Genomic DNA, 14,525 nt, shown 5'->3' with positions numbered 1-14,525 from the left:
AGATAACGTAGTTAGGTCGAGTTATGAGTTGTTCAAATTCTGTGAGAGGCGTTAAGACATGTAACTTAACATAATCAAATTTATGCATCACATTTTTTGTCCCCTGTTATTCTAATTTAATAATTGATTTAATAAGACACCTTAATAATTACAATCAATAGATACAATTAATAAATCATTGAATTAAAATTTTAAGAATCACAAAACATATAGAACTCAATGACTATGTGCAGTAGGACTATATACAATGTACTTTGCACAGCGGCTAACGTTAACTTATCAAAACCTTTAATATTATTAATTACTATTCACAAGCTATAATAAAAGAGAGACCTATGACAAACTCAAATTTATTCGATTTATCTGACAAAACCGCCATCGTAACCGGTGGGGCAAATGGCATTGGTAAAGCAACTGCCTTAATGCTTGCCAAGCATGGCGCCAATATTGTTATTGCCGATTTAAAACTAGATGATGCAAAAACGGCAGCTAAAGAGATTGAAGCATTAGGCGTTAAAGCATTAGCGGTTTAGTGTAATGTACTAAAAGATGAACATCTTGAGAATCTTACTGAACAAGCGGTTAAAGAATTTGGTGGGATTCATATTCTTATTAACAATGCTGGTGGCGGCGGGGGTGGACGTGAAAATCCATTTAAAATTGATGTGGATGATATCAGACGCGACTTTGAATTGAATGTCTTTAGTGGTTGGCGCCTGTGCCAGCTTGTGGTACCACATATGAAAGAAGCAGGTTATGGCTCAATCGTATTTACCACCTCTATGTCCAGTATTAACAAAAGCCCAAATATGAGCGGCTATGGCGGATCTAAAGCTGCGGTTAACCATATGGTTGCTAACCTAGCTCACGACTTTGGCCCTGAAGTACGTATTAACGCGGTAGGCCCTGGCGCAACCAGAACCGCTGCTCTTGAAAGCGTGTTAACGCCCGAAATTAAAGAAAAAATGTTAGAACATACCCCCATAAAACGCTTGGGTGAAGTGGAGGATATTGCGGGTGCCATGCTCTATTTTGCCTCCCCAATTTCTGAATGGGTAAGTGGCCAGACGCTGTTTGTTTGTAACTATCCCCTAAAATAACACAGCTCAAACGTAGAATTTCTTATAAAATACCCATAAGGAGTTTTAACATGAGCAAACGAATGACTGAAACCCAAATAGTATCAATTTTAAAAGAAGCAGAAGCTGGAATACCTGCCAAAGAGCTGTGCCGTAAATACGGTATTGCTAGTTCAACCTACTACAAGTGGAAGTCTAAATACGGAGGTATGGAAGCCTCTGACGTCAAGCGACTAAAAGAACTAGAAGAAGAAAACCGTAGGCTTAAACAGATGTATGCTGATTTAAGCCTCAAATCACAAATGCAGGAAGAAATCATAAAAAAGCTATAGCGCCTGTCCTTGAACGTAAAGTCTGGGCACAAGAACTGCAGGCGCAGTATGGTGTTAGTATTGTGGTTAGCTGTCAGGTGGTCTGCATGAGTCGAACTGCTTATTACTACAAGCCTAAACTATCTGATGACAGTGAGATTATTGATGTCTTAAATGAGCTTACTGACAAGCATAATCGCTGGGGTTTTCCAAAGTGCTTTAAGCGTATGCGAGCACTTGGCTATTCATGGAATCACAAGCGCGTACATCGTGTTTACAAAGCGTTAAACTTAAACCTACGCCGTAAGACTAAAAGGCGACTGCCAGCACGCAATCCTCAGCCGCTAAGTGTGCCAAGTGCATTTGGGCATACTTGGTCTATGGACTTTATGAGCAATAAGCTACATAACAATATTCGCTTTCGAACCTTTAATGTGATTGATGATTATAACCGTGAAGTATTAGGCATTGATATTGGTACCAGCATCCCCTCACTTCGAGTGATTCGCTACCTTGATCAGCTAGCCGAGTGGCATGGTTACCCTAAGCAAATTCGTGTGGATAATGGTAGTGAGTTTACCTCACACGTATTCACTGATTGGGCATCGGCTCACGGTATTTACATTGACTATATCGAACCTGGTTGTCCTTATCAGAATGCTTATATTGAACGGTTTAATCGCAGTTATCGCAATGAGGTTTTAGATTGTTACCTTTTCAACAATTTAAACGAGGTCAATCAACTGACTGAAGATTGGATTGAGGTTTATAACACCCAAAGACCCCATGATTCACTTGATGATATGACACCTGCCCAGTACAGACAGGTGGCTTAACGATTCTACGATGATGTTGTGTTAAAGATGGGGTATTTACATGTTAATGGTGGTGGTATACAGACTTTGGATTAAAAACTTTAATTAGAATCTATCTAAATTGGCGACCATGAGTTATTTTGAATTTGAACTTTACTTTAAATCAGGATATAGCATGCTAAAAAATATTGTCTCCTCCGCTTTGGCGCTAAGCGTACTGGTTGGATGTACCAGTGATACATTAATTGAAAAAAATACACAGCCTGCGCAGATTTACCACAATGGTCACATCATACCGATGACCACGGCTGCACCTAGCGAAGTCGAAGCGGTAGTGGAAAATAAAGGCAATATTGTGTATGTGGGCGATTTAGCGCAAGCCAAATCAAAGTTTTCAAATGCTAATTATGTTGACTTAAAGGGCAAAACATTACTGCCAAGCTTTATCGACCCGCATAGCCATTTTGGCATGGTATCTAATACTATGGGGCAGGTTGATTTAAATGCGCCACCTGTGGGTGATGTCGCAAGTATCAATGAGCTACTAAATAAGCTTAAAGTCTATAAGACTGAGAACAATATCAAGGACGGCGAGTGGATATATGGCTGGGGTTATGATGAAAGCCAATTAAATGAGAAGCGACATCCGAATAAGATGGAATTAGATAAAGTTTTACCGAATAATCCCGTATATATTCAGCATACTAGCGGGCATATGGGTGTAGCAAACTCTATGGGCTTAAAAGCGATGAACGTGGATAACAATACTCCGAATCCTGAAGGCGGTTTAATAGCGCGATTACCAAACTCTGATGAACCTAGTGGTTTAGTACAAGAAACCGCCATGTATCCTTTTGTCGGTCATATGCTGCAAGTTTTAAATGATAAGCAGGCGGAATTTTTTGAGCAAACCCAAGATTTCTATGCTCAAAATGGTATTACCACGGCACAAGACGGCATGACTGATAGAGAAGCGATTCGCTTTTTCCAGTCGCAAGCGGATCAAGGTAAATTAAAAATAGACTTAGTGTCGCTGGCAGGATTTAGCGAGCTTGAGAGTAACTTAAAAGATAACGAGCTTGAATTTAAGACCTATAACAACGGCTTTAAAGTGCAAGGCACAAAGATTATTGCTGATGGCTCACCTCAAGGTAAGACTGCCTATTTCACTGAACCGTATTTAACGCCAGTCGAAGGGTGCGTTAAAGACTGTAAAGGACTGCCAAGTTTATCGCAAGAGGCACTCAATGATTTGTTTAAAACCGCTTACGCAGCTGATAACCAGTTGTTTATCCATGCCAATGGCGATGCCAGTATTGATATGATCATTGAGGCACATAAATACGCTGCTAAAGCACTAAATCAGCCACTAGACAAGGATCGCCGAACTATTGTTATTCACTCGCAATTTGTGCGACCTGATCAACTGCGAACCTTTAAAAAATACAACATGCAACCGTCATTTTTCACCAACCATGCTTTCTTTTGGGGAGATGTGCATGTTGAGAATTTAGGGAAGAAGCGCGCTGAGTTTTTGAGCCCAATCGTAGCAGCAGATGATTTAGGACTTAAATACACAAACCATTCAGATGCAACTGTGACTCCAATAGATCCATTATTTACAGTTTGGTCAGCGGTAAATCGCACCTCACGCAGTGGTAAAGTTATTGGCACCGCACAACAAGCCAGCCCCTATCAAGCCTTGAAAGCGATTACCAGTCACGCCGCATATGAGATGTTTGAAGAGGACAGTAAAGGTACACTAGAGGTTGGAAAAATAGCAGACTTAGTTATATTAGATAAAAACCCATTAACAGTTAAGCCCTCAGAGATTAAAGATATAAAAGTAATGGAGACGATTAAAAACGGTAAAGTTATTTTTACTCGATCAGATAGCGATAATAATTAGAGACATAAGTAAAGCGATAGATTTGATCTTGGCTTTGGTTGCCTTAATGAATAATGGTAGTGCAATCCAAAGCCAAATCAATTTCAACAATATTTAAATTAGTGTATTAACGATATACTGATTAAAACAAAGCTTCTAACCGTAATAACGCTGACGGGAAGTGGTCTTTATCTTCTTCTTTATCATTGAAGTAATTAACCTCAGTTTGCAAATACAACCAATCACGCCAAAAAGGCTGACGATAACTAAGAGTAGGACCATAGCTGTTCAGAGAAGGCTTACTGTCATCAAAGCTACCAAAAGCGGACACACCATATGCTAAGGTTTTATGCGTATCTAACTGATGAATTTGACGCAGCTCGTTACTCCAGGTTGTCTCCTCGTCATCATCTTCATGCCGATAGCGTATGTTAATATTGTTATTAACGGAGCTGTTATAATCCAACATATATTGTGTGTTTAATTCACCCTTAATTGTATGCTCACTTGACCTCCCATAACGATAATAATTTCGGGTTGTCACATTCCAAGAGTCTTTGGAATACAAGTCACGATCGACCGCCAATTTAAAATACAAATCATCTCTTGAGCGAACACCCACATCCGCGTCTATACCTAAAGCGTCTTCAATTTTAGACCAGCGCAGTGCGATAGATGCGTTATCATCACGCGCTTGTTTTCTATCAAAGGTTTTGCTTTCGTTGACACCATCTATACCAGGCTCACGTGGTGCTGAACCTTTGGTGATAACCTGTTCTTCATCTAATTCATCATCACCAAAAATCAAACTAAAGCGTTTTTCAAGTACGGGCAATTTAAGACGACCACGTACCCTTGGTTTCACTTTAACATCACTACCTTCAACAGGATCATCTACCCAGCGCGTATCCAATACCAATCGTAGACTTGCTGTGGCAGGGTCTTCTGGATCAGGATTACCGAACCAGTCATCCATTTTGTGAGCCCACTCTCCAAGTTGCTCTTTGACGTCTACTCGTGCATCGTCAGCCCACTCGGTAGCGTCTTTATTGAGTTCATCAAGAGTAGCCATGCCAGGTATGAATGAGGTGTCATCTTCATCGTCCGGATTTTCATCATACAAAGTATCAAGCTCCCCCTCATATGTAGTATCGGTTGGGTCACTAAATGTGGTTTCTGCATGAGCAATATTAGTTATGGCTGTTAAAGTTAGAGTTGAGCATATCAATATAGATAAATGATAAGGTTTGGTTTTTAATGACGTTTTCATATAGGAGGGATTCGCAACAATATTTAATAAGTTGGTTAAAGATTTGAATAATATACTAGCGTACCTAAATTTACTATAAATGAGAGATTTATATTGATAGATTTAATGACCAGCTAATCATGTTTCGAATTTTCAGTGAAAACCTCTTTATAATAAAATAGAGTAACCTATATATAATCAATGATTTTAAGTGACAAGCAAAACCCCAAAGCGTTGAGAGCATCAACGCTTTAGGGTTTGATTAGATCGCTTTATAATAGGACTAATACTAGCGTAGTCAATACTTTAAAAAAGGATTAGCTATAATCAATAATCAAGCTTATTAGCAAACGCTTCTTTTAAACTACCTGGCTCTTCACGTTTTACGCCATTTTGCTTATGACGCTCGATGGATGAAGTACGATAGGCACGCAGGCGAGATTGCTGAATGCGACCAATCGGACGGTTTTTTTCTAACGACCTAAACACCGAATACGATAAATGCTCCATCACAGAAAAGTTGCCATCTTCGGGCACGTCTTGACAAGGCACAGTCAGGCGAGCAATGGTAACAAATGGCGCTTCAGACGCTTTCCACTCTTTAGTCAATATTTCAATCGGTTGTTTCTTCAAATCACGACACAGTTGTATCTGCACATCAAATTGGTAATCATTCACCGTAATCTCTTTTAATAGTGCGTTACGAATGGCGTCGTCTTCACTCAATAAATTCAAGTCAGGGTCGTTAATTTTGGCAAGTGATTCCTTAGTAGGTGTTACTCTGATACGACCCATATAATCGCCATGACGCACCGCCCCTAACGAGAAGAAATCATACATCCACGGGTTTTTAGGTTTGATCGTGGCTATTTTTCTAAACGCTTTTAAGCTTTCTAAACCCTGCTTGTCTGGCAGTTTCTTACCGTATTTTGTTAGCCAATTAAAGCCAAATTTCATTAAACCAAGCGTACTGTTGCCCGCATATTCATTAAAAGCAAACAGTAGCTTCGACAAGATTGCATAGTCTTCAATAGAGTTGGTGAAAAAGATAGGTACATTGATTAAAGCATAGTCAAAGGTGGTGCAGTCTGGGTCATCCGGTGTCAGTTTTTTGCCGGGCACATCGAATATCTTAAACGCCAGCCCAATGCCAAGACCCAAGCGTCTGTCTGGTGCGATGTTGCCTTGCGCATTCGAGAAGCGAATAACGGCGTCGTGAATACCGGGCTTAGCGTATAATCCTTGCGCATATTCTTCTGGTAAATCATCCAATATTTCGAACTTAGCTTTTAGTGCGCAGTAGCCTTTAGAATGTACGGCACGGGTATGATGGTCAAGGTGGTTTACCTTTTTGGTTTTTTTGACGTAGTCCTTAATGTCGGCAACCACCATTTCCATAACCTTTTCATCATGTTCGGTCAGCTTGGTGTATTTTTCGTCGAAATTGACGTATTTTGGTTTTCTGTTGAATAATTTTTTTAGCATAAAGGGCTACCTAATAATTATGACTGAGTATATTAAAATGGGTGCCTCCTCTATAATAGAAACAAATCGGGATAATAACTGAAAAATTATGATGTCAGAACGTAACATTGTGCACCTTAAACTCTCATTCATGCACAAAATTTACGCATTTATAAGTATAAATATAAGAATGATTAAATACATAATATTATAAGACAAGTTTAAAAGTTTAGTTTTTAATAATGGCTATTTAGAATAGCTATTAAAAGTGTGAAAATTAAAAAGATTGAATTCAATTATCCTAATGTACGGTTGAGTTCTCGATAAGCTTAGTGCTTGATTAGCTCAGTTCTCAATCAGTATCGCTCGTTTGCTTCATACCCTTTTAGTATGTGTTAGCGATAGATCTACTAAGGGTATGTACAAATAATTTTGGAATTTAAATTAATGAAAAAATCAGCGAGATTATCACTCCATAACTTATCAACTAATAGTGATGATTTATCTAAGGCTTTACCGTTATTTAAAATAATAATAGTTAGCTTGATCACAGTGCTTTCAAGAACTGTAATGGCAAATGATTCTACAGGCTATATTGGTACTGGCGGGGTACAATATCTAAAAAACCACGATATAAGTATGCAAAGTGAAGACCTGTTTATTTCCAAAGAAATTTTTAAGGTAGATTATCAATTTGCCAACCTTACTAATACAGACATCACAGAAACGGTGCTATTTCCTTTGCCTGCGTTTGCAAAGCCTTTTGATGGAGATTTTGCTTATCCAGAAGAACTCATCAAAAGCTTTAAAGTTTACACAGACGATGAAAGAATTATTCCAGACTTACATATTCGTACCTTTATGCCTGTTGAAACCTTAACACAGGGTAATGTCGGAGACAGTGATTCAGAAATGATTGATACCACTCAATTATTTGAGGATTGCGGAATTACAGAATCAGAAATGATGGGGGATTGGTTAGATTATAATAACCCACATTCAGATCAAAAATTGCTAAGTTGTGACCATATTGCGCTAAAAGCAATGCAAAACCAGCACAAAACTCAGAAAGAAAATGAGGGTCATAGCAATTTTGATTACGGTATATATTGGGAATCACAACCCATCTATAGCTGGGAGCAGACCTTTAAAGCTAATACAAACACTCATGTTAGACATACGTATAAACCATTAGTGGGGGGCACGATGTATTTTACGTCAGATGATTATGAAAATTTTTGTGCAGACAGCACGGTCAATGTCACTCATGAAAAGCTTAATGTGCATAGTGAGTTAAAATATATTTTGACGACAGGCGCAAATTGGGCGACACCGATCAAGGACTTTACCTTAACGGTTGAGCGTGATCCTGATGAAATCATGTCATTTTGCTGGGAAGGAGAGGGCGAAATTTATAAAATAGGCCCCACTACCTTTCAGATAAAAGAGAAAAACTTCATCCCCACTCATGACTTTCATGTGGCGTTTATTCGTTAAATAAGTGAATTTAGTGGATTGAATCATTAATTAAATATCATCAAAAAAGTCTAAAATGAGTACAAGGCAACCGAGTCCTAGTACTACTATAGTAGGGCGAGCGGGGTTAACACTGTAACCGTTTAGTATTTAACTGACTATAAATGGTCGGTAGAGCATCGAAGTTATACCACATGAATGCCCCTTTAAAATCTATATTTTGAGTACCAACAACTTAAGCAAGTGCATACCCGCACTTGCTTTGTATGAAACTAAAAATCATTGAACTTAAAATTAATAAAATAAAGATATTCAATCCAAACACTGTTTAGTCCTTAAAACGTGTAGGTTGCGCCGATTGCCGTACGCCAGCTTACTCTATCATCGACCATAGGACTGTCATACTGTTCATCAGACAAATATTTAAGTCCTTGATTCATTACCACTGACCACTGCTCATCTATCTTATAACTGGCAGTCACGTTCAAGTAGGGGCTAATACTTGAGTCGGCGTCATAGGCGCTTACGCCAGATTTAAGAGATTCGCTATCGGACACACCATAGTAATAATCGTTAAAGTCGTCGTTAACCCATTCTAAGCCCACACTCGGTAATACCATCAATTCACCCACAGGAAGCCGAGTCCCAATAGATGCTCGAGCCGTTGTACCTTTGCTGTTGCCTAGCACATCTGTGGCGACTTGAGTATTCACCGCCGCGTAACCAATTCTATGCTGATAACCAAGACCAATCATGCCCGAAATATCACGCTCATCTAAGCTTTTTAGCGCACCACTGGCATCATCGGGATCAAACTTTGCGCCGTCTGGTTGGATAAAAGCTGTGACTTTACGAGTCCCATCATCCATCAAGTATCCGCCAAGCTTAACACCTCTTAAAAACACCTTGCCATTATCATAAAAAACACTCGGCAATACTCGAACTTTATTATCGGTATCATAGCCATTACTAATGTACATGACCGAAGCACCAATACTTAATTGATGCTCAGGATCGGGCTTCGTATCGGTAGAATAACTGCTCGTCGCTGCACGATCATAGTTATTCATACTATTAGTACTATAAGCACCATCTTGCGCAAACGTATAACCGCTTATAAGTAAAAATGTCAGTGCAGACGTTGTTTTTAAAATCGATGGTGAGCTATTTTTAAATAGCTGCAAGTAATTTGGCATCATTGGCATAGTCCCGTTGCTCCCATTGCGTTTATATAAAAATAAAAGTGCATGTCCATTAAAACTGCATACCCTAAATGTAAACTAAATAACCCAAAACAAAACAGTCTTATTATGTAATCAATTTATCAGCCTAGCTTATTAAAAAAACCACATTGATAACAAAATAACTTATGATTAAATAGCCAGCCGCTCAAATTTGCAACTATCAAACGTCTCATATATCACTTTATGACTGTGTAGACTCAAACAGTTATAAAAAGAAACCAAACAGCAAAGTAATGCAACTAAACCCTTAAGTACTTTTTGGTATCTTCAACATACGTAATAAACATATCAGGGATATCAAAAGGTGATATCTCTGTATGTACCTAAGTTTTACATAAGTTTGTACTTAATAAAGCAACCTAATAACGATAGTAATCTAAATCGGAGAAAAATAATGATTAAATATGTTCCTGATGTAACCTTTAAAACCCGTGTCCGTGATGAGTCTATCGGTGGCGACAATCCCTTTAAGTGGCATGACCTAACCACAGACGAGTTATTTGCGAACAAAAAAGTAGTGGTTTTCTCCTTGCCAGGCGCCTTTACGCCAACGTGTTCGACCAGTCATTTACCGCGCTATGAAGCGCTATACGATGAGTTTAAAGCACTCGGTATAGATGAAATTGTTTGTATTTCGGTTAACGATGCCTTTGTCATGTATCAGTGGGGCTTAAAGCAAAACCGTGAAAACGTCTTCTTGCTACCCGATGGCAATGGCGAATTCACACGTAAAATGGGTATGCTGGTGGATAAAAGCAATCTTGGCTTTGGCATGCGCTCGTGGCGTTATTCGATGGTTGTAGACAACAAAGAAATCAAAAAAGCATTTGTTGAGCCAGATTATGGCGACAATTGCCCCATCGACCCATTTGAGGTGTCCGATGCCGATACCATGCTCAAGTATCTAAAAGAGAATGCTTAAGCGTATTTGCTTTAATAGCGAACACATAGCAAACTATATTAAAGCCATTCAACTTCAAGTTTGAATGGCTATTATTTTGTCTGATGAGAGTAGCTATTCTCGCTTTACGCTACTATCTGCCTGTTTGCGCGAAGCGCTAGCTAAGGTTTGTCATGTCTCTTGCTTCGCGTAGACATGCCAAACCAAGCCAGCACAATTCGCCCATCCAAGCAGTATAACCGCTGCAATCGAGGCTAGCGGTAACATTAGGTTCTTGAAGAGTTTTATCGTGGTTTAAATTATGCGTTATTGGACGATATAGAGGTGAACGGTAGGGTACGCCATGCGCACCAAATCGATTATTAAAAGGTAATTTAACCGTTGATTAGGACGGCTTACCAGAATTTTCTTATAAGTGGTTTTATATTTCTAAAATCGTTCTCTTAAATAGTGCTCAGGGCGCACCTACGGGACTATGCGGTAGCATAATGACTCTGCCAATGGTAAGTCATGCTTCACCCCAAGTCGCTATACCATAAGATGTAAGACAGATTCTGATGTCTATTTTGACGAAACGTTTTAATGAGTAGCGGATTTTAGATAGTTAAGTCAATATCAAGTTTATAAACAGGACATATGGATAGTGATAATGAGATAGGACCTATGTCAATCAAAAAATCAGTCGTGATAAGTATGTATCGGTATAATGAAGCAAAACAAGAGTTTGAATCAGTAGCATGAGTAAGTCAATAAGCTAGCAAACTGGGTAGAGAATCGGCTAATCTCTAACACTAAACCTGTAGATTTGATCAAAGGTATGGAAGCTCACATTACTCAACGGCTCATCTTCCCACTGAGGTTCAAAATTATCATTAGCTGAGAATAAAAGTATGGGCAACTGGGTTTGAGATTGTCCCATAGCATAATTATAGTCTTCGTTAGCATAGTCTTTATTAGCATAGGTTTGGTAGGCACTTAATATCTTACCGTCATTATCAATTATTAGATTGTCCAAATCCCAAGCGTAACCCCAATAGGTTTTACCCTCTTGATAGACATAAGGTTTAAAGTAAAACAGGGTTTCTAAAGATTGGTTGTTGAAGTCAATGTCGGCGACTTGTGCATCACTGCCATCCTCCCAACCTCTAATAAGTATGGCCTCATTATCACCATCATTATCTAGGTCAGTAAAGCGATAAAAATGCTGTGGTGGCATGTCGTCTAATTTAAGAAAGAACGTACCATCGTCTTTGACCCAAATTTCTTGAAAGGTATCAGATTGTGGAGAATGACCGAAATAAATTTTGTCGTCGATGCCATTTCCGTCAAAATCTATTGAAGTAATATCAGCTTCCATATCTTCTGGCAGTTCAAAAGGAGGTGGTATATCTCTTTCCGTAAGCTGAATCATTATTTTCGCAACAGTTGAGTTGCGATTAATATAAACGCTTATATCCCAATCGTCATTAAGTTGCATTTTTTGACCGAATGTCATTTCTCCTAGCTTTTCAAGTGTCTGCAAATCTATTAATGCGTTGTCATAATTTGTCTTATCAAGCAACAGTTGGATTATGCTCGCCAACACTGGCAAAGGGCTACCCTCTTTAGGCTGAACCTCAAAAGATATTTCAATCTCATCGCAACCTGTTAAAGAGGCATAGATGTCAAGCTTTTCAATCTCAACATGCTGTATTTGATAGCGATCATATTCGTGCATTCCGATACCACTAAAGTATTTAGGGCTGTTTATTTTCTTTAACGGAAGCTGTGGATTCAAGGACGCAATACGACAATTCTCTTGATAATAGCTGGTTATGGGTTGATGATTTGGCCAGTTAATCTCGAAAACTTTTGGTGTTTCTATAAGATTCCCAGATCCATCATAAGCTTCTGGGTGGGCTCGAAAGTTTGGGGAAGCTTCATAAATAATACGATTGTCTTCAACCGCATAGTTAACAATATGTTCACTAAAAGGCGCATAAAGTAAGATACTATGATCGTCGACAACGTCCATATTCTCATTCAATAAGAGATAGTATATTGAAGTCGTTGTGTATGCGCTCCCGCCTACAGGTCCTAAGGAACGTACTTCTATAGCAATATCCTTAATGCCGTCTTCATTAAAGTCTTTGACTATTAATGGGATTAGTTTCAGATTGTAGGCAGTGTCCAATTGGTTTTCTGGATCATCGAAGCATTCATAATAGAGTGGTAGGCTTTCAGTAGTAGCGTTACTAAGGTTAGGTATCGCATTTGAACAATGCTTCTCGACCAACATCGTAATCAGTTTGGGCGCTATGTCAATCTTATTAGCATAGGCAAATGGTATGCCACTAAGCATGATTATTAGACACAAGGTCAACTTTAGATAGGGGGTTAGAGTATAAGGTCTATTCGACATAGTATAGGCAATGGTTAGTAGATATTGACCTATAGTATAGCAACAATTATGAATTGTTTAGGGTTTGTCGAACTGATACTAGGGCTTACTCCTGTATCCATTATTCATTAGCTTTAAGCAAGCTTAGCTCAGGGTATTGTTCTCGGAGGTCTTTAATGGCCTGTACATTATTGAGGTGAGATCAGGGTCTTTAATTTCATCAACTATAGTGGGACTGCCAATAAAATTTAAATTATTATGATGCATAAATTCTATAACAGCATGTTTTAATTGTTCGCAAAAATACATTCTATCAAAATGATAGTTCTTGTAGCCATTACTGGTCGGTATGGCTAAGACCAGCCAATCCATTGGCGGATTAGGTGAAATCTTAAACTTAATTTCTTCTTGATAGTAATCTTTAATAATTAAATAATGTACGGTATCTACTTGCTTAATCATCACTTAAGACACAAACTGTTAATAAACAAGATTATTATAAATATTGGTATTTAAATATGTTAAAAAAAGTCGCTTTAAACCTCTTATTAGTAACGGTATCTATGTTTAGTACATCCGCAGCAATCGCATTACCTCAAGGTCAGATCTCAGAAGATATCAAGCAACTTATTAGCAAATATATGACTATAAACTACGGAAAAGACTACGATAAATTGCGTGGATGTTGGCTATATCAGGCAGGAAATGAGCAATATTGTATGTCGCCAATTCGCTTTAATAAAAAAGAAATCCATAATAAGGATACCCTTTTTGTATTAATATCAGGAAACACCGTAGATGAGGGTGCAAGAGCGACACCGGGGCTGTCTGGTTTGTTTAGCGCATACAAATCAGGTACGTCATGGGTGATATCTGCCAGTGAGCCGTATATTTACAATGGCGGTGCTGGCAGAAGTCAGATGGATAGGTTTGAATTTGGAGAGGTGGGTGACGATAAATATGGCTGGTATGGCGAGCATTGCGGCTCTGGCGCTGGTGGGCACTCGGGATGTATTTGGGAGCTTTATGTCCCCATGTCAGATGGGTATATTAAACAAATAGCGGATATAAGTTATACAACCTATTCTGCAAGCTTAACTCATGGTAACTATTATAAAGCTGAAAACGATGTAAGCTTTGATTATTCAGCGCCACAAGTTGGTGGGTATTATCCTATCAAAACGATACTAAGTTCAGTGACAGGATTTCACAATGATGATTTAGACTCGAAGAATATAAAAAAGTCAAAGGATCAAAGTTTGTATCACTATAACCAAACAAGCCAAAAATTTGAGCAAGTAAAGTAAACACAGGATAACTCAAGTTTAATGAATATTCGTAGAGCAGCGGGCTTAGGTAGGGCATTTTGCACAACTAATGTACAATTTTTAGATCATGATGCTGAGCTAAAAGCCACAGCCTACAGCTACTGATATAATACCGTTAAGTTAAGTGGAATGGCTATTATTTTATCTGATGTGAGTAGCTATTCTCGCTTTTCGCTATTATCTTGGCTGGCAAGGCGACAGGCACTAATAGCAAATGTCGTTCCTGACTCAGCGATAACGCCCTTTGCAAAGTGCCTGTATCGCCTTGCTGCACCAAGGATAACCGCTGCTATCGAGGCTAGCGGTAACATCATGTTCTTGCGGAGTTTTATCGTGGTTTAAGTTATACGTTATTGGACGATATAGAGGTGAACGGTAGGGTGCGCCCTG

At 38.8% G+C, this 14,525-nt stretch carries 11 protein-coding genes and 1 pseudogene; 6 read left to right on the top strand and 6 right to left on the bottom strand.

The features are described 5' to 3' along the window. Positions 1–335 precede the first annotated feature (335 nt). The 3 genes and pseudogenes from AC21OH_RS08920 (at position 336) to AC21OH_RS08910 (ending at position 4,114) form a co-directional block, all read left to right on the top strand. Positions 336–1,100: pseudogene (locus tag AC21OH_RS08920) on the top strand (glucose 1-dehydrogenase). A 50-nt stretch (positions 1,101–1,150) separates the two neighbouring features. After that, positions 1,151–2,226 (top strand): IS3 family transposase gene (locus AC21OH_RS08915; RefSeq protein ID WP_491139564.1). Its coding sequence is split into 2 segments (ribosomal slippage): positions 1,151–1,406 and positions 1,406–2,226, totalling 1,077 coding nucleotides; the frame shifts between segments, so codons are not numbered across the junction. 154 nt (positions 2,227–2,380) lie between these two features. Beyond that, positions 2,381–4,114, top strand: a complete 1,734-nt coding sequence (locus tag AC21OH_RS08910) for an amidohydrolase (RefSeq protein ID WP_487371204.1) — start codon at positions 2,381–2,383, stop codon at positions 4,112–4,114. A gap of 121 nt (positions 4,115–4,235) precedes the next feature. On the opposite strand, the gene AC21OH_RS08905 is transcribed toward AC21OH_RS08910, so the two are convergent. Beyond that, entirely contained in the window at positions 4,236–5,363 is a 1,128-nt protein-coding gene (locus tag AC21OH_RS08905; RefSeq protein WP_486536299.1) for a hypothetical protein, read from the bottom strand. 306 nt (positions 5,364–5,669) lie between these two features. Beyond that, positions 5,670–6,827, bottom strand: coding sequence for a catalase family protein (locus tag AC21OH_RS08900; protein ID WP_486536298.1), 1,158 nt, complete (start codon positions 6,825–6,827; stop codon positions 5,670–5,672). A gap of 549 nt (positions 6,828–7,376) precedes the next feature. Between AC21OH_RS08900 and AC21OH_RS08895 the strand changes: the two genes are divergently transcribed. Then, the gene (locus tag AC21OH_RS08895; RefSeq protein ID WP_487371203.1) at positions 7,377–8,303 is read left to right on the top strand and encodes a DUF4424 family protein; all 927 of its coding nucleotides are present in this window, start codon (positions 7,377–7,379) and stop codon (positions 8,301–8,303) included. A gap of 314 nt (positions 8,304–8,617) precedes the next feature. Here the strand turns inward: AC21OH_RS08895 and AC21OH_RS08890 are convergent, their stop codons facing one another. Then, positions 8,618–9,487, bottom strand: coding sequence for a MipA/OmpV family protein (locus AC21OH_RS08890; protein WP_487371202.1), 870 nt, complete (start codon positions 9,485–9,487; stop codon positions 8,618–8,620). 433 nt (positions 9,488–9,920) lie between these two features. Here AC21OH_RS08890 and AC21OH_RS08885 point away from each other — a divergent pair, with 433 nt between their 5' ends. Further along, on the top strand, positions 9,921–10,448 hold the full coding sequence (locus AC21OH_RS08885) for a peroxiredoxin (RefSeq protein ID WP_487371201.1): 528 nt from the start codon (positions 9,921–9,923) through the stop codon (positions 10,446–10,448). A 757-nt stretch (positions 10,449–11,205) separates the two neighbouring features. Here the strand turns inward: AC21OH_RS08885 and AC21OH_RS08880 are convergent. After that, the gene (locus AC21OH_RS08880) at positions 11,206–12,828 is read right to left on the bottom strand and encodes a hypothetical protein (RefSeq protein ID WP_487371200.1); all 1,623 of its coding nucleotides are present in this window, start codon (positions 12,826–12,828) and stop codon (positions 11,206–11,208) included. A gap of 123 nt (positions 12,829–12,951) precedes the next feature. Then, positions 12,952–13,269 carry a hypothetical protein gene (locus tag AC21OH_RS08875; protein WP_487371199.1) on the bottom strand — a complete coding sequence of 106 codons (318 nt, stop codon included), beginning with the start codon at positions 13,267–13,269 and terminating at the stop codon, positions 12,952–12,954. A 56-nt stretch (positions 13,270–13,325) separates the two neighbouring features. Here AC21OH_RS08875 and AC21OH_RS08870 point away from each other — a divergent pair, with 56 nt between their 5' ends. Continuing rightward, entirely contained in the window at positions 13,326–14,114 is a 789-nt protein-coding gene (locus tag AC21OH_RS08870; RefSeq protein ID WP_487371198.1) for a hypothetical protein, read from the top strand. A gap of 179 nt (positions 14,115–14,293) precedes the next feature. On the opposite strand, the gene AC21OH_RS08865 is transcribed toward AC21OH_RS08870, so the two are convergent. Further along, complete coding sequence (locus AC21OH_RS08865) at positions 14,294–14,449, bottom strand: hypothetical protein (protein WP_487371197.1); 156 nt, start codon at positions 14,447–14,449, stop codon at positions 14,294–14,296. Positions 14,450–14,525: the final 76 nt, after the last annotated feature.

The organism is Psychrobacter sp. CX10, from assembly GCF_057621575.2.
Note: the sequence above shows the minus strand (reverse complement) of the source record. Positions and strands in the feature narration are given on the sequence as shown.